Genomic DNA, 19486 nt, shown 5'->3' on the forward strand with positions numbered 1-19486 from the left:
GAAATCGCGCTCGTTCAGCGCCCCGCCTCTTTGGCGACCGCATCGAGGATGCCGTTGACGAACTTCGCTTCGCGGTCGTCGAAGAAGGCCTTGGCGACATCGACATATTCGCTGATGGCGGCGGCCTTGGGCACGTCGGCGCGGGCAATCAGCTCGTAAGCGCCTGCGCGAAGGATCTGCAGCATGGTCTTGTCGAGACGGGCCAGCGTCCAGCCCGAGGCAAGGCGGGCGGTCAGGAGATCGTCGATCTCGTCGCGGCGGGCATCGACGCCCTTCACGACATCGTCAAAGAAGTCGACGTCGGCCTCGGCATACTCCTCTTCCTCGATCACCTTGCCGAGGCGGTGCTGGTGGAATTCGTCGAGCAGGCGCGCGGTCGCGGTGCCTTCCATCTGTTGCTGGTAAAGGGCCTGCACGGCGCCGAGACGGGCGGCGCTACGGGCCTGGGTACGGGGATTCTGGCTCACGAAAGCCTCCTGGAAATCGAAAGGGCGTGCGCGGGGAGGCCCTCGGCCTCGGCGAGACGCACGGCGGCAGGCCCGATGGCCTTGAGTGCATCGTCTGATGCACCGATGAAGCTGGTGCGCTTCATGAAATCGAGCACCGAAAGGCCGCTCGCAAAGCGCGCGCGGCGTCCGGTGGGTAGGACGTGGTTGGGACCAGCAATATAGTCGCCGACGGCTTCGGGTGTCATCCGGCCGAGGAACACGCTGCCGGCATGCCGCAACTTGGCGAAGATCGCCTCGGGATCGGCGGTTGCGATCTCGACGTGTTCAGCAGCGAGACGGTCCGAAAGGGCGGGGGCCTCGTCGAGGCTGTCGACGATCACGATCAGCCCGTGGTCATCCCAGCTTGCCTTGGCGGTCTTCGCTGTCGGCAGCTTGAGGAACTCGAGATCGATCGCGTCCTCGACCTGTGCGGCGAACCCGGCATCGTCGGTGATCAGGATCGACTGGCTGGTCGGGTCGTGCTCTGCCTGGCTGAGCAGGTCGGCCGCGATCCATTCCGAATTGTTGTCCTTGTCGGCAATGACGAGAATTTCGCTGGGTCCGGCCACCATGTCGATGCCGACGACGCCATAGAGCTGGCGCTTGGCCTCTGCGACCCAGGCATTGCCCGGACCCGTCACGACATCGACGCGCTTGATGCGTTCGGTGCCATAAGCGAGCGCTGCGATGGCCTGCGCCCCGCCGACACGCCAGATCTCGTCCACGCCAGCGACATGCGCTGCGGCGAGCACGAGGTCGTTGGCTTTGCCGCCGGGTGTCGGGGTCGTGACCACGAGGCGTTCCACGCCTGCGACCTTCGCGGGGATCGCATTCATCAGCAGCGAGGAAGGATAGGCAGCACGGCCGCCGGGCACATAGAGGCCTGCCGCCTCTACCGCGCTCCAGCGTGCACCGAGGCGCATGCCGATTTCGTCGGTATAGTCACGGTCCTGCGGGAGCTGGCCTTCGTGATAGGCGCGGATGCGCGCCGCGGCGGTCTCCAGCGCCTCGCGCAGTTCGGTATCGAGGCGATTGTAGGCTGCCTTGCAGGCTTCCTTCGAAATGCCCCAGTCCTCGTCCGAGGAGAGATTGTGCTGGTCGAAGCGTGTGGTGAATTCCACCAGCGCCTTGTCACCGCGCTCGCGCACTTCGTTGAGGATGGTGGCGACATCGCGTCCGACCTGCGCATCGCTCTCGCGGCGATCGCGCACGATACGGGCGAATTTCGTCTCGAAATCGGCGTCGCTGGTTCGCAGCATCTGCATCAGGCGGCGCTCCGCTTCTCGCTGTCGGCGCGAAACGCTTCGACCAGCGCTGCAACGCGCGGATCGGTCTTCAGCGCGGCGCGGTTCACGATCAGCCGGGCAGTGATGTCGAGGATGTGGCTCGTCTCGACAAGGCCGTTCTCCTTCAGCGTACGACCGCTGGAAACAAGGTCGACGATCCTGCCCGCAAGCCCGAGCTCGGGCGCGATTTCCATCGCCCCGTTGAGCTTGACGCACTCGGCCTGGATGCCCTGCCGCTCGAAGTGGCGGCGGGTGAGGTTCGGATATTTGGTCGCAACGCGCAGGTGGCTCGCGCCGTTGGTGGCCTTTGCGCCTGCCGGTTCGGCGACGGCGAGGTGGCAATGACCGATGTCGAGATCGACCGGTGCGTAGAGGTCGGCGTAGTCGAATTCCTCGATCACGTCCGAACCCACGATGCCGAGCTGTGCGGCACCGTGCGCCACGAAGGTGGCAACGTCGAAGGCGCGCACGCGGATGAGGCGCATGTCGTCGCGCGTCGTGCCGAAGGTCAGCGAGCGGTTCGCCTTGTCGTGAAACGCATCTTCCGGCACCACGCCGGCACGCGCCATCACGGGCAGCGCTTCTTCGAGGATGCGGCCCTTGGGTATCGCAAAAGTCAGGCAATCGGTCATGGCGTGCGCAGATAGGGATACGCGCGAGAAAGGGCAACGGATATGGCAGCAGGCGCGGTGATGGATATCGTTTCAGTCCCGGAAGCCATCGAATGGCAGGCGCGTCACGCGGAAAATGCGGGGGCGCGGGGCACCGCACAAGTCGTACGCGGCCTTCTGGCACTCGAAGACAGCGAGGCGGCCACGGCGCGCCGGATTTTCAACTGGCAGGGCCTGTCCCTGCGCGATGCCATGCCTCTGCGGATTGCGGGCGGAATCCATAACCTGCTGCTGACGGGTGAGGAGCCGCGCCTGGAGGACGTCTATGCGGGCCGCATGCCCGCACAGGATGATGTCGACGCGCTTATCCGCGAACTCATAGAGACACACGATGCGCGGCTCATGCCGTGGCTCGACGGACCGCCACAGACGAACGAGGCGGGGCGTTCGGCCAATTTCGCGGCCGCCCTGCTTTGGCTGGCAGACGGACGAACCACCGCGCAGTTCGAGTTTCTCGAAATCGGTGCCAGCGCGGGCATAAACACGATGATGGGCCGCTATCACTACGACCTTGGCGGCGTGACCACGGGTCCGGGCACCAGCAGGATGCAGATCGCACCGGAATGGCGAGGCCCCCTCCTCCTGCGAGCGATATCGGTTTCGTTGATGCGAGGGGAAGCGACATCGCGCCTGTCGACCTGACCGATGAATCGCAGGCGCTACGCCTCAAGAGCTATGTCTGGCCCGAAGCGACGGGCCGCATGGTGCGCATCGACGCGGCGATCGAACTGGCGAAACGCATGCCGCCCGAAATCGAGCGGATGGATGCTGCCGACTGGGTGGAGCAGGAGCTCGCTCGCCAGCAGGGAGTCGGTGTCACCCGCGTCCTCGCGCATTCGATCATGTGGCAATACCTGCCCGATGCCACGCAGGAGCGGATCGAGGTGGCGATGCAGGCGGCAGGCTCTGCCGCGACGAAGGAACGGCCCTTCGCGCACCTTTCGCTGGAGACCAATCGCGAGACCTTTGCCCACGAATTGAAAGTGCGCTTCTGGCCAGGCGGGGAAGAGACAGCGCACCTCGCCAACGCGCATCCGCACGGCGCGTGGATGGAGTGGCTCGGAAGCTAGCCGGTTTTCGCGAAGAAGGCGTCCATCGCCTCGTTCACGGCTTCGGGCGCTTCCCAAGGGACGAAATGTCCGCAATCGGGCACTTCGACAAGTGTGAGATCCTTCACGTGCTGGTCCAATTCGGCCGTGTTCTCCGGCGGCAGCGCGAGGTCATCCTGCGCCCAGATGACCAGCGTCGGGATGGTCAGTGGCGGGAATGGCGCGGGCGCCCAGCCATCGGGCACTTCGAAGGGTGCATCCATAGTCGGTATGTCGATCGGGCTCGCACGGTACCAGTTCAGCATGGCGAAGGCGGTATCGCGGTCCTGCCAGTCCTCGAGTAGCTGCTCGCGTTCCTCTGGCTCCATCTTGTCGGGTGCGTCCCAGCGGATTTCCTGCGCGAGAATGCCGTAAAGTCCCTGTTCGCGAACCAGCGCGTCGTTTGCCGGGTCGCGAAAACCGCGCATGTACTGGCTCGCCTCGCGCTGGACGGGCGAGATGTAGAGCAGCTTCTGGAAGACCGCATGGTGCGGAGCATTCGCGACGATGGCGCGGGGAACGCGGCCCATCTGTTCGCCCGCCATCGCCACTCCCCAAGCGATCGCGCCGCCCCAGTCGTGGCCCGCTACAGTGAAGTCCTGCACGCCCAGCGCATCGGCGAGGAGGAAGATGTCGCCGACAAGCTTGTCTGGCGTGTAATTGTCGACCCCCTCGGGCTTCGAGGACCCGCGATAGCCGCGCTGGTCGGGTGCGATGCAGCGGAAGCGATCGCTGAAATGCGCGATTTGGTGGCGCCATGTGCGGTGGCTCTCGGGAAAGCCGTGGAGGAAGATGATGGCGGGCGCATCCTTCGGCCCCACATCTACGGTGTCGAGTTCGATCCCGTTGGCGAGCGTGACGCGCTTCTGTTCCATCAGTCCTCCGCCTGCATCTTCTCCATGTAGCCCGCCGCGACCATGCCCGCGACCTGGTCGAACAGTTGGTCCGGCGTACGGCGCATCTCGCCCATTGCCTCTTCCATGCCATCGGCCACGATGATCTCGCGCTGGTTGGCTTCGACCGCGTCGAGGATGCGCTTGGCAGCTTCGCCCGGCGGGATGCCGTTGTCGATCACCTTGTCGCTGCGGCCGCGCTCCGAGCCGTCGCCGGTGAGGGCATTTCGGCTGACATTGGTAGCGACCGAGCCGGGGCAGATCACGTGCACGTCGATGCCGCTCTGCGAGAGCTCGCCGCGCAGCGCATCGGCATATCCGATCAGGCCGTGCTTGGCCGCGCAATAGGCGGTGCGCATCGGGACGCCGACCTTGCCCGCGATCGAGGAAATGAAGAGCAGTTTTCCGCTACCGCGCGCGGTCATGTACGGGAGCAGTGCCTGCGTGGCCGCAATCTGCGCGGTGAGATCGATATCGATGATGTCGCGATAGACCTGCATCGCCGTATCGACCGCGGGGCTGCGCTGCGAGATGCCGGCATTTGCGACGAAGATGTCTACGCCGTCCTTCCAGCTTGTCGCTTCCTCGGTCGCCGCCTGCATCGCGTCCTCGTCACGCACATCGAAGGGGAGGGTCTTTGTCTCGGTTTCGAGCCGGTTGGCGACTGCACTCAGTCGCCCTTCGTCGCGGCCGGAGAGGATGATGTTCGTTCCGCGGCTTGCCCATTCCTGTGCGAGCGCTTCGCCGATACCGGAGGATGCCCCGGTGATCCATGCGGTCTTGCCTTCGAAACTCATTGTCCCTCCAATTCTCTAAGTCGTCAGGGGTAGGTCACCGTCTTGGGCTGGCCATCGGGCAGCGGGATGTACTCCTCGCTGTCGCCGGGGACCTTGGGGAAGCGCCCCTTTGCCCAGTCCTCCTTGGCCTGGTTGATACGTTCGCGGCTGGAGCTGACGAAGTTCCACCATGCATGGCGCGGCGTCTGGAAAGCCTCGCCGCCTAGCAGCATCACCCGGGCGCCGGTCTTGCTCTCGAGCGTCATGTCTCGGCCCGGCTGGAGGATGGCCAGTTCGTAAGGCTTGAGCGGATGACCATCGATCATCGCCTCGCCTCCAACCAGCATGACCGCACGCTCATCGGCTTCTTCCTCGATCGGAATGGCACCGCCTGCGCCCAGAACGATCTCGGCATAGATCGTATCGGCATAGGTCGTGGTGGGCGCCCGTTCGCCCCACAGTTCGCCCATAATCACGATTGCCTTGGCGCGGCCGTCCTCGATCACGGGCAGGTCGCTAACCGCCTCGAACGCCGGGTCGATCTCTTCCTTGCCATCGGGCAGCGCAAGCCATGTCTGCATGCCATAAAGCTTCGGGCCTGCCTTGCGTTCGGTTTCGGGAGAACGTTCGGAATGGACGATGCCCTTGCCTGCGGTCATCAGGTTCACCTGTCCGGGCCGGATTGTCGAGAAGCTGCCGAGGCTGTCGCGGTGGTCGATCGCGCCTTCGAAGAGCCAAGTGACCGTTGCGAGATTGATGTGCGGATGCGGGCGCACGTCCATTCCCGTGCCGAGGTCGAGCTGCGCAGGGCCGAACTGGTCGACGAAGATGAACGGGCCGACCATGGTGCGTTTCTTCGACGGCAGCACCCTTCGGACCTCGAACTGTCCGAGATCATGCGTCGTCGGCGTCAGCGTGAGGTCGATCTGGCTCATGTAATGCCCCTGTTCAACTGGTTGGCGCGGAAGCCTGGATGGCGAGAGCATGGACGCGCTCTCCCGGAATGTCGCCCAGAGCCTTGTTGACCATGCGCTGGCGGTCGAGGCGCGACTTGTCGGCAAAGGCCGGAGCCTCGATCACGACAGTGAAATGCGATTCCCCGCTACCGTCATCGCCCGAATGCCCCGCGTGCTTAGCGCTGTCGTTGATGACTTCGAGCCGCGTCGGTGCAAAGGCCTCGGTCAGAAGGCGTTCCATCTCTTGCTGGACCGGTCCTGACATACGCTCGAGATCTCCTCTCGCCTCTTTCCATACAGGGTTTGGCTCCCCATCCTAGAACGAATGCGCCAGTCAAAGTTTCACGGAAGATACGAAGATACCGGTCGGCTCTGCGACCACCCGTCCTGCCAGGAGCCGGGAGAGTTCCGCGCGCCCGGAAGCGGGCACCGTTTCGACGGACCGGGCGAATGGCGCTGGATGTGCCTCGAGCACGTGCGCGAATTCAATGCCGGCTACGACTGGTTCGAGGGTATGAGCGCCGAGGAAATCCTCGATGCGCAGGGCCCGGCCAGCGGCTGGCGCACCGAAAGCCCGAGTTTCCGGCCCACTGCGGGCGTCGATGGAATGCCGCGCTGGTCGGACTATGACGATCCGCTCGATGCGATCTCGGCGCGCGCAGCCGGCATCAAGAGCCGCGCCCAGCGCGAGGCCGAAATGGCGATGGACGGTCGCTACAGCCGCGAAGAGGCCGAGGCGCTCGAGGTCATGGGGCTGGGCAGCGACACCGACCGCCGCCGATTGAGGCGCCGCTATTCGGAGCTTGTGCGCCGCTACCACCCGGACCGCAACGGCGGCGACCGGCAGTACGAAACGCGCCTCAACAAGGTCGTAGAGGCCTACAACACGCTGCGCCAGTGCAGGGCGATCGCTTAGCCTGCGATTGCCTGCTCGATCGCCGCGTGGTCGATCTTCACCATCTGCTGCATGGCGCCGAAAACCCGACCTTTTACTTCGGGATCTTCGTGGCCGAGCCCGTCCATCAAGACGCGCGGAATCACCTGCCAGCGGATGCCGAAACGGTCGGTTAGCCAGCTGCAAGCCATCGTCGATCCGGTTTCGCCTAGCAGCGCGTCCCAGTAGCGATCCGTCTCTTCCTGGGTGTCGGTGAAGACCTGCAAGGAGATCGCGTTGGTGAAGGTGTCGTCAGTATTTCCGTTCATCGCCATGGCAGGCATGCCGAGCAGGGTCATGTCGAGCGTCAGCACATCGCCAGCCTTGCCACCCGGCCAGTCGGTGGGAGAGCGGTTCACCGAGTGGATTTCGCTGTCGGGAAAGAGGTCGCAATAGAAGCGCGCGGCTTCCTCGGCGCCGTCCTCGAACCACAAGCAAAGCGCCAGCTTGTCGTCAGCCATCCTTCTGTCCTTCCGCGATCAGCTGCATGTCGATGGCCTTCGCTTCCTTGTAGGCAGGCCGGTCGCGGATCCGCGCGGCGTAGTCCTCGAAGACGGCGCGTTTCGGGATCGATCCGAACTGCAGGCCCCAGTCGACCTGGCTGCCGACATAGACATCGGCCATGGTGAAGCGGTCGCCGCAAACGTAGTCGCGGTCCGAGAGCAACATATCGAATGTGTCCATCGCCCGCTCGTAGCTTCCGAAACCGACCATGCCTTGCTTCTGCGGATCGTCGACATCCCAGCCCATGCTCCGCGCGACCACGGCCTGCTCGACAGGTCCGGCAGCAAAGAAGAGGCGGCGGAAGTAGGCGGCCTTTTCATGGGGCTCGGGCAGCAGACCCGCCTCGGGATGCATCTCTGCAAGGTAGTGGCAGATCGCCGCGGCCTCGGTCACCACATGGACGTGGTCGCCATGGTGGTGGACCAGCGTCGGCACCTTGCCTAGCGGGTTTGCCTTCAGGAATGCCTCGGACTTCGCCGCCCATTCGACCAATTCGGTATCGTAGTCGGCCCCCACCTCGTGCAGCGCCCAGCGCGCGATCTGGCCGCGGCTCATCGGATTGGTGAAGAAGGTGTATTCGGCCATCAGTCCCTCCCGCTTGTGTAGAGGGGAGTGAAGCCGCCCCACATCATGCGCATGCCGTCGAACGGCATCTCGTTCATCTCCTCCATCCAGAAGGGATCGTTCTCCATCTTGGCATGAGCGGCGTCGGCGGTCTCCTTGTCGGGCCAGATCATCCAGCTGAAGACGATCTTCTCGCCCGGCTCTGCCTTGGTCGCCATGCGGAAATCCGTCACCTTGCCGTCGGTGATATCCTCCTCCCAGGCCTCGACGATTTCGGTCACGCCGTATTCTCGGAACTTCGCGCCGGCCTTTTCCGCCGTCGCGCGATAGGCTTCCTTGTTGCCTTCGGGGACCGCGATGAGAAATCCCTGAACATACATGGCTGCTCTCCTCTCCACCGCGAGGCTAGCACCGAAGCAAGTCCGTTGCGCGTCAATTCTGGCGGAAGGCCCAGCGCAGCGTCTTACCCATGCCCCATGTCGCCGCGCGCGCGGGAATGGAGGCGAAGCCGGGTCGCTCGAGCCCGAGCATGGAGCGGGCAAAGGGCGGGAGCAGCGCCACCGCTTCTGCACCGAGCATGGCCTGCAGGGCGGGAGGTGCGCCTTCCGGACGCTGGCTGAGGACGAGGTCAGCAATCTCGCGCGCCTGCGGCGAGGTGGCGAGATCGCCGCGCAGCTCCCTGAAGATGGCCTCCGCCTCGCGGCGGTCGGTGGGTACGGGATCGGCACCGAGCGCATTGGCGATGATCGCGAACTGGCGATAATATTCGTCCTGCGCGCTGCCCGGCATGTCGGGGCGGACGTGGCGCAGGTAGGCGGCGAGGAAGCTGGTCGATTCGGCCACATGGACCCACGCGAGCGTGCGCGGATCGCTGGCGGAATAGGGCGATCCGTCGGGTAGCGTCCCACCCACCGCTGCATGGATGCGGTTCACCCGCTCGATGGCCTTCATCGCGTCGTCGCGGTGGCCGAAGGTGGTCACTGCAATGAAGCGCGCAGTCCGCCTGAGCCTTCCGTGCATGTCGCTGCGGAAGTTCGAATGGTCGAGCACGCCCTGGAGCGCGTGCGGGTGCAGCATCTGGAGCAGCAACCCGCGAATGCCGCCGACCATCATCGCCACGATATCGGCATGGACCATCCGAATCGGCGTGTCCTTCTCGAACAGGGCCTCTTCCGAAACCGGGACCGGCTGCTCACCACCCTCGACATCGTTGAAGACACCGCGCACCTTCTCGACGAGTTTCAAGCGCAGGTATTCGCTGGGGGAGGGCGACGCCATGTCGCCAATGTAGGAAGCGATAGCGCCCTTGGCGAGGGGCCACATCATCCCCATCTCCGCCGCACGACCAGCAGGAGCGGAGTTGCCCATGCGCGTGAATGCCGATTTCTCCGAGCGGGTGCTTGTCCACACCAGCGAGCTGGAGTGGCAGGCTTCGCCCATGAAAGGGGTCGAGCGGCGGATGCTCGACAGGATCGGCGGCGAAGTCGCCCGCGCTACCTCCATCGTTCGCTATGCGCCCGGCAGCACTTTCTCCGAGCACACGCATCACGGCGGCGAGGAATTCATCGTGCTCGAGGGCACCTTCCAGGACGAGCATGGCGACTACCCGGCAGGCACCTATGTCCGCAATCCGCCGACCACCCACCACATTCCGCGCTCCGACGACGGCTGCACGATCTTCGTGAAGCTCTGGCAATTCGATCCGAAGGACCGCAACCAGTTTGATCTCGACCTGTCCGCAATCGGCCTCGAACATTCTGGCGACGGGCTGTCGGCCTCTGTCCTGCATGTCGACGAGCGAGAAACGGTAGCCTTCGAGAAGCTGGAGCCGGGAGCAAGGCGCTCTTTAGGTGACGCCGGTGGCGCCGAAGTCCTTCTTCTCGACGGCACGCTCTCGGGCGAGGGGATCGAGATGGCAAAGCATGACTGGCTGCGTCTTCCCAAGGGTGATCGTATCGACCTCGTCGCCGGACCCGAAGGCGCTTCGCTTTGGATCAAGACCGGCCATCTCGACCATGTCCGGGAACCAGAGCACGCCTGAAATCGGTTTTCCTTTGCAATGGGGCATTGCGAGCAGCGCGCGCCTCATCTAACCCGCCTCACGATATGAACGAGATGACCGACAAGACCTTCGAGCCTTCCGCCAAGACCGTGCTTCCCGCGCCCGACACCGAAGTCGATGTGCGCGAGACTTTCGGGATTGATATCGACTGGAAAGTTCCGGCCTTTTCCAAGCCGGATCTCGCGCACTCCAGACCTCGACGAAGCCTATGTCTTCGATCCGGACACCACGCTCGCGATCCTTGCAGGCTTTGCCCACGACCGCCGTGTCATGGTGCAGGGCTATCACGGCACGGGTAAGTCGACCCATATCGAACAGGTCGCCGCGCGCCTCAACTGGCCGTGTATCCGCATCAACCTCGATGCGCACATCAGCCGTATCGACCTCGTCGGACGTGATGCCATCGTGCTGCGCGACGGCCTGCAGGTCACCGAATTCCGCGAAGGCCTGCTTCCTTGGGCGCTCCAGCACCCGGTCGCTCTCGTGTTCGACGAATATGACGCCGGCCGTCCGGACGTGATGTTCGTGATCCAGCGCGTGCTCGAACAGCAGGGCAAGCTGACGCTGCTCGACCAGAACCGCGTGATCCGGCCCGATCCGAACTTCCGCCTTTTCGCGACTGCCAACACGGTCGGCCTCGGCGATACCAGCGGTCTTTATCACGGCACGCAGGCGATCAACCAGGGCCAGATGGACCGCTGGAACATCGTCACGGCGCTGAACTACCTGCCGGCAGAGACGGAGCAGCAGATTGTCGAGGCGAAGAACCCCGACATCGATCCGAAGATCCTCGCCGACATGATCAAGGTGGCCGACCTGTCGCGCCAGGGCTTCATCAATGGCGATATCTCGACCGTGATGAGCCCGCGTACGGTCATCACCTGGGCGCAGAACTACGCCATCTTCAAGGACGTCGGCTTCGCCTTCCGCCTCTCGTTCCTCAACAAGTGCGACGAGGAAGAACGCATGCTGGTGGCCGAATACTACCAGCGCGTTTTCGGTGAAGACCTTCCCGAGAGCGTCGTCGCCAAAGGTTAAGGTTGCGAGGTCTATGCATGGCTGTGTTATTCGTGTAGCACAGTAGGCGCATGGGCGTGATCGACACCTTTTTCCGCAGAAGGCGGCCAGAACCCGAATTCCAGTCGCATCGCGGCTACTATGCCACGCACGATGCGCTGGACGATGACGCGTGGGATGCGCGGCTCGACGATCTCGACAATGCGCTGAGGTACGAAGAGAAGCGCCGACAGAGGTTCTGGCAGCGCGACTACTGGCGCGGCAGGCGCAAACGCTGGTGGTTCGTCCGCATCGTCGCCGGAATGATCGGCATCTTCTTCCTGCTGGTCGCCTGGCTCGCGGTCACCGCGCCGCTTGGAAAGTCGCTCGAACCGATTGCTCCGCCGCAGATTACACTGCTTGCTGCCGACGGCACGCCGATCGCGCGCAATGGCGCGATTACCGATGAGCCGGTCGATGTCTCGAAGCTGCCGCCGCATGTCGTTGAGGCTTTCCTCGCGATCGAGGACCGCCGCTTCTACAGCCACTGGGGCGTGGACCCGCGCGGCATTGCGCGAGCCGCTGTCACCGGAACCGGCGGGGGCAGCACTATCACGCAGCAGCTCGCCAAGTTCACCTTCCTGACGCCCGAACGCACGCTCACGCGCAAGGCCCGCGAGGCGCTGATCGCCTTCTGGCTTGAGGCATGGCTGACCAAGGACGAAATCCTCGAGCGTTACCTTTCGAATGCCTATTTCGGCGACAATGTCTATGGCCTGCGCGCCGCGAGCCTGCACTATTTCTACCGCAAGCCGGAAAACCTGAGGCCTAACCAGGCCGCCATGCTGGCCGGCCTGTTGCAGGCGCCTTCGCGCTACGCGCCGACGCGGCACTATGATCGCGCGGCCAAGCGCATGGAGCTGGTCGTGCAGTCCATGGTTGCCGCGGGTTACATCACCGAGGCCGAAGCCCGCGCGATGCGTCCGCCGAGACTCGATGTTCGCATGAAGAGCAACCTTCCGACCGGCACCTATTTCGCGGACTGGGCACTGCCCGAGGCGCGCGAGATGTCGGACAGCGGCTATTCGCGTCAGACGCTTACAACTACGCTCGATTCACGTCTGCAAAATATCGCGCGCCGCGTGACGAGCCGCGCCCCGCTCGGCAGCGCGCAGGTCGCGCTGGTCGCAATGCGCACCAATGGCGAAGTCGTCGCGATGATTGGCGGCAAGGATTACGAGAAGTCGCCCTTCAATCGAGCCACGCAGGCGAAACGCCAGCCGGGATCGACCTTCAAGCTGTTCGTCTATCTCGCTGCGCTCGAGGACGGGTGGGAGATCGACGATCGCATCGACAACACAGAAATCACCGAGGGGTCATACCGTCCTGGCAACTACGGCGGGCGCTATTCCGACAGCCTCACGCTCGAAGAGGCCTTCGCCCAGTCGAGCAATGTTGCCGCGGTAAGGCTGTTCGGCGAGGTCGGTAGCGAAAAGGTGATCGATACCGCGCGCGACCTGGGCATCACCGCAGACCTGACCCGCGGCGACCCCAGCATGGCGCTCGGCACGTCGACCATGAGCCTGCTCGAACTCACATCCGCCTACGCCGCAATCGCGGGCAATGCCTATCCGGTCGAGCCGCACGCTTTCGCGCGGCCCGAACGCGGCTGGTTCGAGAACCTTGTCGACGGCCCTTCGAGCTTCTCGGGCAATACGCATCGCCAGATGGAAGCGCTGCTGCGCTCGGCGATCAATAAGGGCACGGGACGTGCTGCGACGCTTAGCGGACCTAATTTCGGCAAGACCGGCACCACGCAGGACAATCGCGATGCGCTCTTCGTCGGCTATGCTGGTGACCTGGTTGTCGGCGTCTGGATCGGCAATGACGACAACTCGCCGCTCGACGGTGTGACCGGTGGCGGGCTGCCCGCGCGCATCTGGCGCGACTTTATGACTCAGGCGATCGGCGTAACCGCGGCACCCTCGCAGCCCGGCCCGCGCGAGAACGATGACCCCGGCGGACCGATCGAGCCGCTCGACGTACCGAACCTCGAAGATATCCCCTTGGGTGATGGCAACAGCCGCTTGCGTATCGGGGAAGGTGAAGCGGTGTTCTCGACCGAGGTCGATGGCATTCCGATCGACATCACGATTAGCGACGGCAACCTCTCGATCGATGCGGAGACTATCGAGGCGGCAAGGCGCAGGGCCGAGGAAGCCCGCGACCAAGCGATCCGGCGCGAGCTGGAATCGAACTAGTCAGCCTTCGGGCTCTGCCATCAGTACGTTCATCACGGCCGTCGCGATCGGGCGCGAGCGATCATCCTGCCATGCCTCGACCGTGAGATTCGCGCTGCGCCGGCCAAGCTTGGTCACGCGGCCCTTGGCAAAGCTGGTCCGGCTCTTTCCGGCAGACAGGTACTGTACGGTGATATTGATCGGCTTGAGGGTAGCCTTGCGCTCGCGCCGGTCGAGTTCCGCCCTCAGCGCTGCATAACCAGCCGTCTCGAGCAGGCCGCCTGTCGCGCCCCCGTGGTAGTGCTCCGGACGCCCCTCGACCGCCTCGTCGAAGGCCACGCACAGGACCGGCGTGTCGTCTTCCCACTCGGCCAGTTCGATACCGAGCGATCGGGCATAGGGCGTCAGCGCATCGAATTCTTTCGCATCACTCACCGGGTAGCTCCCGCGTATCCTTGCTGGCGCCGATTTTCATGAAGACCGCCTGGATATGGGCGACCGGGTCGGTGGAATCGCCGTCATGCGCTACGCCGCGCACGAAGGCTGCAGAGCGCGTGACGCGGTAGCATTGCGAGCGGCCGAAAACCGGCGCTTTCTCGCGGGCAGGTCGGACGTAATCTACGCGCAGGTCGAGCGTCGCGACCGGCTCGAAGCGGTCCATCGCTTTCCAGATCGCGAGGCCGCTCGCCATGTCCATCAGGCTGAGGATCGGGCCACTGGCCAGCACGCGCTGTCCCGCTTCGCCGAGCAGGTCTTCGCGCCAGGGCAGCTCCAGCTCCACCCAGTCTTCGCCGTGGTCGGAATAGCGCAGCCCCAGCCAGCCGGAATGGCCCCGGCTGGTCAGGAACGGTGTTGCCGTACGCGGGTCGAATTTCGGTTGGTCGTTCATGGTCTGTGCGGGGCCGATAGCCTTCGGTTCCTGCCCATTACAATGTTTTAATTCGATTGTGGGGGCGAGCGTCGCCAGCCTTGCAGGCAGGTGCGTGGCAAGGGGTCGCGTCGCCATCAACCCAGGGAGAACACCTAAATGAACCTGCCCAAGATTGATCTTTCCAGCCTGCCCGAACTCGATACGGTGACAGGCCTGTTCGGTAGCCTTTCGGCATCGGAAGGCCCCACCGTCGACGACCGCGTGGTAGTGATCATGACCTATATCTACGAAGTCGCACCGCCCGAGGCGCTGCTCTGACGGGCGCCTGAGCGGACGATGCGTATCGATTCGCAATTGCGCGCGCTGCGGAGCGACATGGCTCCGCAGCGCCACGCGCAGGTCGCGCTCGAGGCAGCACGCGACAGCTGGGCAGAGGGGCCGGCGTGGGCGGTGCTGGCGGAGCTCGAAGGTTTCGGGGAAGCCGGTTCGCTGGATGACTATCCCGCACTCAGGGCGCTCTTCGCCGAAGAGGGGCGCGCGGCAGGGCTCATCGACGATATCGTCAATAGCCTGCTTCCGTCGCTGCAGGAGCATCCGCTGGGACAAGTCCCCTTGCGCCACCAGTACAAGGACGGGTTGACGGTCCTTCAGTTGGCCCAGCGCGGTAGGGCAGCACTCACGCTCATCACCTACGAGGAAATGGATCAGGAGCAGGCATCGGCCTGCTTCACCGGCGGCGAGCGGTACGAGGCCGTCCTCGCGGGCGCTGCCGATGTGCGGGAACTGGAGCTCTTGTCCGAACCCGAGGGGAGGGCAGCGATCGACTGTCGCACCCGCAGGGTCGTGGCCGGTGAGGTCATGCGCTGCCAGGGGTTTGCGCATACTCGGCAAGTGGCGCGGGTGTTCGGTCGCCTCGTCGTGCTGCGCCTGTCGCGGACGGAGCAGCAACCGGCAGAGACCCTTCAGTACAGCCTCGCCGATGGCAGGCTGCTCCACCGCGCCAGCGGTTGCCGGGCCGAAAGCCAGCGCGAGATGGCGACTGCACTGCTCGGGCGCATGGGCCGCAAAGATGCCGCGCCACTCCTCGCAAACCTCTCGCGTGAAGGCAGCGCCCATATCCGTTGGCAGACATTGCGCGAATGTCTCGCGCTCGATGCCGCTTCGGGTTTTGCCGCGCTTGGGCAAATCGCTGCCGACCCCGAAGACGAACTCTGCGCACCTGCCGGTGCCCTCCGTGCCCAGCTGCTCGAAGCCCATCCGCAACTTGCCAAGATCGAGGAGGCGACATGCCCCGCATAATTCCATCCGACGAAACGCAGGCGCATGGCCTCGAAGATTGCCTCGCGATGCTCGACGCGGTCGCCTTCGAGCCCGAGGATGAGGCAAGCCTTACCAACGGCGCGGTTGCGCTGAAGCGGCTTGCGAACAACCGCAGCTTCCTCGGCGACCTGCTGATCGAACAGCTGAAGCGCGGGCACAGGGATGGCGGGATCGAAAGCGCCTATGGCCCGCAGTCGATCGTGCTCTCGCGCATGCGAGGCCGCAGTTTCCTGCGCGCCAACATCTGGCCGAGTGAGGAGGAGAGCTGCTTTCGCGCCAGCGGTTCGGACGCTTTCATCTACGGCGTGCCGCACGACCATAACTTCAGCTTCCTGACCGCGGGCTATTTTGGTCCCGGCTATGGCAGCGACTATTTCGAATACGACTACGAGGATGTCGCCGGATATCGCGGCGAGGTCTGCGACCTGCGCTTCGTCGAGCGCACCAACCTCGAAGAGGGAAAGTTGATGCTCTACCGCGCCAATCGTGACGTGCACTCGCAATTGCCGCCCGAGAGCATGTCGGTCTCGCTCAACATCATGCACATCGACCCGGCGCAGGCATGGTCAGACCAGTACGGCTTCGACCTCGACAGCAATGCGGTGACCGGTGTGCTCAACCCGACTTCTACAGAGTGCTTCATGCGCTGTGCGGTCGGGCTCGGCGGAGAGGACGCGGCGGAGTTTGCCGAGTGGGCGGGACGCGAACATCCCAGCGACCGCTTGCGGCTGGCCAGTTTCGAGGCCCGTAGCGGTCTCGTTACGGGTGCCGAGCGGGATGACTTGTGGCGGCAGGCCGAGTTGTCGGGCAGCCTCATGGTCTCGCGCGAAGCGGCAAGGCGCCGCCGGCAGTTGGAACAGGCTTACCAGAGCGCGTAGATCGTCAGCACGAGAAACATGAGGAGCAAGGCAAACCCAAAGACGCGGCCGAGCACATTGAACCTGCCGCGCCGCCGCTTTCCGCCTGCCGGTACCGCATCGAAAACATCGAGAAAGTCCAGCATTTGGTGCGCCCCTGTCCCTAAAATCCACCTCCCGCCAGCGCATCGATTGCGCCTTGGAGGATGACCGCAGCCGCATGGCTGTCGATCTTTTCCGCACGTTTCGCGCGGCTCATGTCCTGGCCGATCATCGCCCCTTCCGCGGATGACGTCGACCAGCGTTCGTCCCATAGAAGCACCGGAAGATCAAGCGCTTGGGCGAGGTTCCTGGCGTATGCACGGCTCGCCTGGGCGCGCGGCCCCTCGCTCCCGTCCATGTTTCGCGGGAGGCCGATGACGACGCCCTTGATCGTGCGCTCGGCTATGATCTCGCGCAGCTTTCCGCAGTCCTTGGTGAACTTGCTGCGCGCGATCGTCTTGCCCGCGGTGGCGTAGCGCCAGCCCGCATCGCAGGTGGCGACACCGAGCGTCTTTGTGCCAAGGTCGAGCCCGAGCAGCGCGCCGCCGTCGGGCAGCAGGTCGCCGTAGTCGAGCGCGCTGTCGGTTACGCTTCCGCCGGCGCCCATGCGCGAACGCGCCGCAGCACGTCCTCCTGCAGATTCTTCCAGAACAGGGGAATGTCGTAGACGTGGTAATTGTCGCCCGGGAGCACGCCGGGTCCGAGATCGGGCGGCGAGCCAATGCGCAGGATCCCGCGCGCATCGCAGCGCGCCGGGATCGCGCCTGCAATGAGTTCGCCCGCGCTAAGGTCCGCAGTCGGCTTGAGCGTGCCGAGATTATCGCTCGCGGGGGCCGAGCCGCCGCTCATACCTGTGATCGGATTGGTGCAGACAATTGCATCGTCGGGACCGCGCGGCTCGCCATCGATACCGGGAAGGACGCTGTATCGCCGCAGAAGCTGGCCGGGATCGCCGCCGTCGGCAAAGCTGATGTAGCTGACGATGCACTGCGCTTGGTCGGGCGCCGCGCAGGCGGGATAGGGATAGGCTGGAAGATCGTGCAGGACCGAGATGGGCCATCCGGGTGCATAGACCGCGGCAATGCGCCCTTCGGCAGCGGTGCCCGCGACCTTTTCGCGCACGAGGCGCAAGATGTGGACCGAACCCTGGCTGTGTCCGGCAAGCACGATCGGCTTTTCGGGATCGGCGTTTTCGAGGAAGTAATCGAAAGCCTGCGCTACATCGGTATATGCGGCGTTGATGGCCTGCGTGGCCTCATCGCGCTCCGTGAGGAATGCGCCCACGGCCGCCTGCCGATACTTGGGTGCCCAGATTTCGTCCGCGCGGTTGAAGGGACTCGCGAGGCCTCGCAGGAAGACCCGTGCCAGCTTGTCGGTCTCTTCATCGTTCAGCGGCGCGTTCCATTCGCCCAGCGCCCCCTTGGTGTAGCTGGTGGGCGGTACGAAGAAGACCGTGAAATCGGGCGTCGCTGCCGTATCGGCGGCCTCGCCGCGCTGCGATCCGGTCGTGGCCAGCTCATCGGGCGCATCGAGGCTTTGCTCGGCTGCAGGCGTATCGGGTGAGGGCGTTTGTTCGGCCGGATCGGGCGCCGCTTCGGCCACCGCAGGCTGATAACGCGCCGGATCGCTCGTCCCGATGCCCGGGCGCGAATACCACATCGACGGATCCTCGTAGGCGTTGGCGCCCAGCGCTTCTTGCTCGACGAATTCACCGCGCGGCACGAAGGCGATCTCGGTGGCCTCGCGCGACCAGATGGCCAGCGCGATCGCGCCGACGAACAGGATCACGATGATGACCGCGATTATATAGAGAAACTTACGCGCCATTCTTGGCGGCCTCCTGCTGCTTGGCTTCGGCATCGTTCTGCTCTGCCCGGCGTTCCAGCGCGACCTTGATCATCGCCAGCATCGGGTCGGCTAGGAACAGGCCGAGGACCCCGAATAGGATGCCCATGATCAGCTGTGCCGCGAGTACCAGCGCAGGGGCGAGGTCGACGGTCTTTTGGGCGATCATCGGGATGACGACATAGCCATCGAAGTTCTGGACGAAGAAATAGACGAAGATCGTGTAGAGCCCCATGTCGGTGCCTTCGGAAAAGCCCACCAGCACCATCAGCACGCCCGAGATAATCGCGCCGAGGTTGGGAACGAAGGCAAGCAGCCCGGTAAGGATCGCCAGCAGTGCGGCCATCGGTACGGGGCCAACGCCCACAAGATATCCGCCATAGGCCAGCAGGATGTAGGTGAAGACCCCTTCGAAGACCATCCCGACCAGGCGTCCTGCCATGAGCCGCCTCAGCGTCTGGCCCATGCGCTCTGCGGTCTTGTAGAACTCGCCGCGACGATGGCGCGGCAGCATCCACGCCAGACCGCGCTCGTAAAGAAGCGGGTCGATTGCGATGTAGATGCCGATGATCCCGATCAGGATGATCGTGGTTACACCTCCGACGATCCCGCCCAGCGCCTTGGTGACCGTGCTGATACCGCTACCGATGGTCCCGGCGTAATTTTCCAGATGATCCTGCGATATAGCGAAGCCTTGCGCGCGGGCGAATTCGATCAGCTGGCCGATCTGCTGCTGGATCAAGGCGGGGAATTCAGCGGCGTCCTGGGAAATCGTGGAGCCGGCGAAATAGACCAGCCAGGCGAGGAAGCCGAAAGTAAAGAGCAGCACGATGCTGACCCGCGAGGTCCTGCCGATCGGCAGGATGCGTCCCAGCAGCCGCGCGCCGCCGTCGATCATCGAGGCGAAAACGAGCGCGCCGAAGATCACGAGAAGAGGCCTGGCGATGTAGACGGCAAGGATACCGAGGCCGATTACGCCCGCCCAGATGGCCGCACGGTGGATCTCGTGCCGGATCCGCGGATCGCCGATGCGAGAGGGGCTGGTGCCCAGGTCTTCTTCGGCGATGTCGAGCTTGTCTTCAGCCATCTAACC

Annotated in this window: 23 protein-coding genes and 2 pseudogenes; 8 read left to right on the plus strand and 17 right to left on the minus strand. The window is 64.2% G+C overall.

Features of this window, described 5'->3' with window-relative positions:
* Positions 1-14 precede the first annotated feature (14 nt).
* The 3 genes from nusB to hisG form a co-directional block, all read right to left on the minus strand.
* Complete coding sequence (nusB, locus tag ACZ1G8_RS10040; RefSeq protein WP_472681239.1) at positions 15-392, minus strand: transcription antitermination factor NusB; 378 nt, start codon at positions 390-392, stop codon at positions 15-17.
* Positions 393-463: 71 nt separating this feature from the next.
* Positions 464-1753, minus strand: a complete 1290-nt coding sequence (gene hisD / locus ACZ1G8_RS10045) for a histidinol dehydrogenase (protein ID WP_472679274.1) — start codon at positions 1751-1753, stop codon at positions 464-466.
* The gene (gene hisG / locus ACZ1G8_RS10050; protein ID WP_222441999.1) at positions 1753-2406 is read right to left on the minus strand and encodes an ATP phosphoribosyltransferase; all 654 of its coding nucleotides are present in this window, start codon (positions 2404-2406) and stop codon (positions 1753-1755) included. The genes hisD and hisG overlap by 1 nt, the downstream gene beginning before the upstream one ends.
* A 60-nt stretch (positions 2407-2466) precedes the next feature.
* On the opposite strand from hisG, the pseudogene ACZ1G8_RS10055 reads away from it, so the two are divergent.
* Positions 2467-3515: pseudogene (locus ACZ1G8_RS10055) on the plus strand (DUF2332 domain-containing protein).
* On the opposite strand, the gene ACZ1G8_RS10060 reads toward ACZ1G8_RS10055, so the two are convergent.
* Genes ACZ1G8_RS10060 through ACZ1G8_RS10075 form a run of 4 tightly spaced genes read right to left on the minus strand, consistent with a single transcriptional unit; the run spans position 3512 to position 6423 of the window.
* Entirely contained in the window at positions 3512-4408 is an 897-nt protein-coding gene (locus ACZ1G8_RS10060) for an alpha/beta fold hydrolase (RefSeq protein WP_472679275.1), read from the minus strand. The pseudogene ACZ1G8_RS10055 and the gene ACZ1G8_RS10060 overlap by 4 nt on opposite strands.
* Positions 4408-5223, minus strand: coding sequence for an SDR family NAD(P)-dependent oxidoreductase (locus ACZ1G8_RS10065; RefSeq protein ID WP_472679276.1), 816 nt, complete (start codon positions 5221-5223; stop codon positions 4408-4410). The genes ACZ1G8_RS10060 and ACZ1G8_RS10065 overlap by 1 nt, the downstream gene beginning before the upstream one ends.
* Positions 5224-5246: 23 nt before the next feature.
* Complete coding sequence (locus tag ACZ1G8_RS10070) at positions 5247-6137, minus strand: pirin family protein (RefSeq protein WP_472679277.1); 891 nt, start codon at positions 6135-6137, stop codon at positions 5247-5249.
* A gap of 13 nt (positions 6138-6150) precedes the next feature.
* Positions 6151-6423 carry a BolA family protein gene (locus tag ACZ1G8_RS10075; RefSeq protein ID WP_472679278.1) on the minus strand — a complete coding sequence of 91 codons (273 nt, stop codon included), beginning with the start codon at positions 6421-6423 and terminating at the stop codon, positions 6151-6153.
* A 60-nt stretch (positions 6424-6483) separates the two neighbouring features.
* On the opposite strand from ACZ1G8_RS10075, the gene ACZ1G8_RS10080 reads away from it, so the two are divergent.
* Complete coding sequence (locus ACZ1G8_RS10080) at positions 6484-7074, plus strand: J domain-containing protein (protein WP_221428951.1); 591 nt, start codon at positions 6484-6486, stop codon at positions 7072-7074.
* On the opposite strand, the gene ACZ1G8_RS10085 is transcribed toward ACZ1G8_RS10080, so the two are convergent.
* From ACZ1G8_RS10085 to ACZ1G8_RS10100, 4 genes are read right to left on the minus strand one after another with little or no spacing between them, the layout of a single operon-like run.
* Positions 7071-7553 carry a VOC family protein gene (locus ACZ1G8_RS10085; RefSeq protein WP_472679279.1) on the minus strand — a complete coding sequence of 161 codons (483 nt, stop codon included), beginning with the start codon at positions 7551-7553 and terminating at the stop codon, positions 7071-7073. The genes ACZ1G8_RS10080 and ACZ1G8_RS10085 overlap by 4 nt on opposite strands.
* The gene (locus ACZ1G8_RS10090; RefSeq protein WP_472679280.1) at positions 7546-8181 is read right to left on the minus strand and encodes a glutathione S-transferase family protein; all 636 of its coding nucleotides are present in this window, start codon (positions 8179-8181) and stop codon (positions 7546-7548) included. The genes ACZ1G8_RS10085 and ACZ1G8_RS10090 overlap by 8 nt, the downstream gene beginning before the upstream one ends.
* The gene (locus ACZ1G8_RS10095) at positions 8181-8540 is read right to left on the minus strand and encodes a DUF1428 domain-containing protein (protein WP_222405154.1); all 360 of its coding nucleotides are present in this window, start codon (positions 8538-8540) and stop codon (positions 8181-8183) included. Before ACZ1G8_RS10095 ends, ACZ1G8_RS10090 begins: the two co-directional genes overlap by 1 nt.
* A 52-nt stretch (positions 8541-8592) precedes the next feature.
* On the minus strand, positions 8593-9438 hold the full coding sequence (locus ACZ1G8_RS10100; RefSeq protein ID WP_472681240.1) for an oxygenase MpaB family protein: 846 nt from the start codon (positions 9436-9438) through the stop codon (positions 8593-8595).
* A gap of 88 nt (positions 9439-9526) precedes the next feature.
* Here ACZ1G8_RS10100 and ACZ1G8_RS10105 point away from each other — a divergent pair, with 88 nt between their 5' ends.
* The 3 genes and pseudogenes from ACZ1G8_RS10105 to ACZ1G8_RS10115 all read left to right on the plus strand — a co-directional run bounded on the left by ACZ1G8_RS10105 (position 9527) and on the right by ACZ1G8_RS10115 (position 13479).
* A complete protein-coding gene (locus ACZ1G8_RS10105; RefSeq protein WP_472679281.1) occupies positions 9527-10201 on the plus strand; it encodes a cupin domain-containing protein in 675 nt (224 codons plus the stop codon).
* Positions 10202-10275: 74 nt separating this feature from the next.
* Positions 10276-11260 (plus strand): annotated as a pseudogene (gene cobS / locus ACZ1G8_RS10110) (cobaltochelatase subunit CobS).
* 50 nt (positions 11261-11310) lie between these two features.
* A complete protein-coding gene (locus tag ACZ1G8_RS10115) occupies positions 11311-13479 on the plus strand; it encodes a transglycosylase domain-containing protein (protein WP_472679282.1) in 2169 nt (722 codons plus the stop codon).
* Here ACZ1G8_RS10115 and ACZ1G8_RS10120 read toward each other — a convergent pair whose 3' ends face one another.
* Both ACZ1G8_RS10120 and ACZ1G8_RS10125 read right to left on the minus strand, forming a co-directional pair.
* Positions 13480-13893 carry a PaaI family thioesterase gene (locus ACZ1G8_RS10120; protein WP_472679283.1) on the minus strand — a complete coding sequence of 138 codons (414 nt, stop codon included), beginning with the start codon at positions 13891-13893 and terminating at the stop codon, positions 13480-13482.
* On the minus strand, positions 13886-14347 hold the full coding sequence (locus tag ACZ1G8_RS10125; RefSeq protein ID WP_472679284.1) for a PaaI family thioesterase: 462 nt from the start codon (positions 14345-14347) through the stop codon (positions 13886-13888). Before ACZ1G8_RS10125 ends, ACZ1G8_RS10120 begins: the two co-directional genes overlap by 8 nt.
* Before the next feature lie 138 nt (positions 14348-14485).
* Here ACZ1G8_RS10125 and ACZ1G8_RS10130 point away from each other — a divergent pair, with 138 nt between their 5' ends.
* Genes ACZ1G8_RS10130 through ACZ1G8_RS10140 form a run of 3 tightly spaced genes read left to right on the plus strand, consistent with a single transcriptional unit; the run spans position 14486 to position 16527 of the window.
* On the plus strand, positions 14486-14647 hold the full coding sequence (locus ACZ1G8_RS10130; protein WP_472679285.1) for a hypothetical protein: 162 nt from the start codon (positions 14486-14488) through the stop codon (positions 14645-14647).
* A gap of 18 nt (positions 14648-14665) precedes the next feature.
* Entirely contained in the window at positions 14666-15628 is a 963-nt protein-coding gene (locus ACZ1G8_RS10135) for a hypothetical protein (RefSeq protein WP_472679286.1), read from the plus strand.
* The gene (locus ACZ1G8_RS10140) at positions 15616-16527 is read left to right on the plus strand and encodes a transposase (protein WP_472679287.1); all 912 of its coding nucleotides are present in this window, start codon (positions 15616-15618) and stop codon (positions 16525-16527) included. Before ACZ1G8_RS10135 ends, ACZ1G8_RS10140 begins: the two co-directional genes overlap by 13 nt.
* On the opposite strand, the gene ACZ1G8_RS10145 is transcribed toward ACZ1G8_RS10140, so the two are convergent.
* From ACZ1G8_RS10145 to ACZ1G8_RS10160, 4 genes are read right to left on the minus strand one after another with little or no spacing between them, the layout of a single operon-like run.
* Positions 16512-16652: a hypothetical protein gene (locus tag ACZ1G8_RS10145; protein WP_472679288.1), complete on the minus strand. Its 141-nt coding sequence runs from the start codon at positions 16650-16652 to the stop codon at positions 16512-16514. The genes ACZ1G8_RS10140 and ACZ1G8_RS10145 overlap by 16 nt on opposite strands.
* Before the next feature lie 17 nt (positions 16653-16669).
* Positions 16670-17155 carry a Holliday junction resolvase RuvX gene (gene ruvX / locus ACZ1G8_RS10150; RefSeq protein WP_472679289.1) on the minus strand — a complete coding sequence of 162 codons (486 nt, stop codon included), beginning with the start codon at positions 17153-17155 and terminating at the stop codon, positions 16670-16672.
* Entirely contained in the window at positions 17134-18375 is a 1242-nt protein-coding gene (locus tag ACZ1G8_RS10155; protein WP_472679290.1) for a DUF3089 domain-containing protein, read from the minus strand. Before ACZ1G8_RS10155 ends, ruvX begins: the two co-directional genes overlap by 22 nt.
* Entirely contained in the window at positions 18365-19480 is a 1116-nt protein-coding gene (locus tag ACZ1G8_RS10160) for an AI-2E family transporter (RefSeq protein ID WP_472679291.1), read from the minus strand. The genes ACZ1G8_RS10155 and ACZ1G8_RS10160 overlap by 11 nt, the downstream gene beginning before the upstream one ends.
* Between the last annotated feature and the right edge of the window lie 6 nt (positions 19481-19486).

Source organism: Qipengyuania sp. BR81-2 (assembly GCF_055693895.1).

What these genes read in the sequence shown, in the direction of transcription:
- nusB (WP_472681239.1), bottom strand. Translation starts at nt 392, where the DNA reads ATGGAAGGCACCGCGACCGCGCGCCTGCTCGACGAATTCCACCAGCAC.
- hisD (WP_472679274.1), bottom strand. Translation starts at nt 1,753, where the DNA reads ATGCAGATGCTGCGAACCAGCGACGCCGATTTCGAGACGAAATTCGCC.
- hisG (WP_222441999.1), bottom strand. Translation starts at nt 2,406, where the DNA reads ATGACCGATTGCCTGACTTTTGCGATACCCAAGGGCCGCATCCTCGAA.
- ACZ1G8_RS10060 (WP_472679275.1), bottom strand. Translation starts at nt 4,408, where the DNA reads ATGGAACAGAAGCGCGTCACGCTCGCCAACGGGATCGAACTCGACACC.
- ACZ1G8_RS10065 (WP_472679276.1), bottom strand. Translation starts at nt 5,223, where the DNA reads ATGAGTTTCGAAGGCAAGACCGCATGGATCACCGGGGCATCCTCCGGT.
- ACZ1G8_RS10070 (WP_472679277.1), bottom strand. Translation starts at nt 6,137, where the DNA reads ATGAGCCAGATCGACCTCACGCTGACGCCGACGACGCATGATCTCGGA.
- ACZ1G8_RS10075 (WP_472679278.1), bottom strand. Translation starts at nt 6,423, where the DNA reads ATGTCAGGACCGGTCCAGCAAGAGATGGAACGCCTTCTGACCGAGGCC.
- ACZ1G8_RS10080 (WP_221428951.1), top strand. Translation starts at nt 6,484, where the DNA reads ATGCGCCAGTCAAAGTTTCACGGAAGATACGAAGATACCGGTCGGCTC.
- ACZ1G8_RS10085 (WP_472679279.1), bottom strand. Translation starts at nt 7,553, where the DNA reads ATGGCTGACGACAAGCTGGCGCTTTGCTTGTGGTTCGAGGACGGCGCC.
- ACZ1G8_RS10090 (WP_472679280.1), bottom strand. Translation starts at nt 8,181, where the DNA reads ATGGCCGAATACACCTTCTTCACCAATCCGATGAGCCGCGGCCAGATC.
- ACZ1G8_RS10095 (WP_222405154.1), bottom strand. Translation starts at nt 8,540, where the DNA reads ATGTATGTTCAGGGATTTCTCATCGCGGTCCCCGAAGGCAACAAGGAA.
- ACZ1G8_RS10100 (WP_472681240.1), bottom strand. Translation starts at nt 9,438, where the DNA reads ATGGCGTCGCCCTCCCCCAGCGAATACCTGCGCTTGAAACTCGTCGAG.
- ACZ1G8_RS10105 (WP_472679281.1), top strand. Translation starts at nt 9,527, where the DNA reads ATGCGCGTGAATGCCGATTTCTCCGAGCGGGTGCTTGTCCACACCAGC.
- ACZ1G8_RS10115 (WP_472679282.1), top strand. Translation starts at nt 11,311, where the DNA reads ATGGGCGTGATCGACACCTTTTTCCGCAGAAGGCGGCCAGAACCCGAA.
- ACZ1G8_RS10125 (WP_472679284.1), bottom strand. Translation starts at nt 14,347, where the DNA reads ATGAACGACCAACCGAAATTCGACCCGCGTACGGCAACACCGTTCCTG.
- ACZ1G8_RS10130 (WP_472679285.1), top strand. Translation starts at nt 14,486, where the DNA reads ATGAACCTGCCCAAGATTGATCTTTCCAGCCTGCCCGAACTCGATACG.
- ACZ1G8_RS10135 (WP_472679286.1), top strand. Translation starts at nt 14,666, where the DNA reads ATGCGTATCGATTCGCAATTGCGCGCGCTGCGGAGCGACATGGCTCCG.
- ACZ1G8_RS10140 (WP_472679287.1), top strand. Translation starts at nt 15,616, where the DNA reads ATGCCCCGCATAATTCCATCCGACGAAACGCAGGCGCATGGCCTCGAA.
- ACZ1G8_RS10145 (WP_472679288.1), bottom strand. Translation starts at nt 16,652, where the DNA reads ATGCTGGACTTTCTCGATGTTTTCGATGCGGTACCGGCAGGCGGAAAG.
- ruvX (WP_472679289.1), bottom strand. Translation starts at nt 17,155, where the DNA reads ATGGGCGCCGGCGGAAGCGTAACCGACAGCGCGCTCGACTACGGCGAC.
- ACZ1G8_RS10155 (WP_472679290.1), bottom strand. Translation starts at nt 18,375, where the DNA reads ATGGCGCGTAAGTTTCTCTATATAATCGCGGTCATCATCGTGATCCTG.
- ACZ1G8_RS10160 (WP_472679291.1), bottom strand. Translation starts at nt 19,480, where the DNA reads ATGGCTGAAGACAAGCTCGACATCGCCGAAGAAGACCTGGGCACCAGC.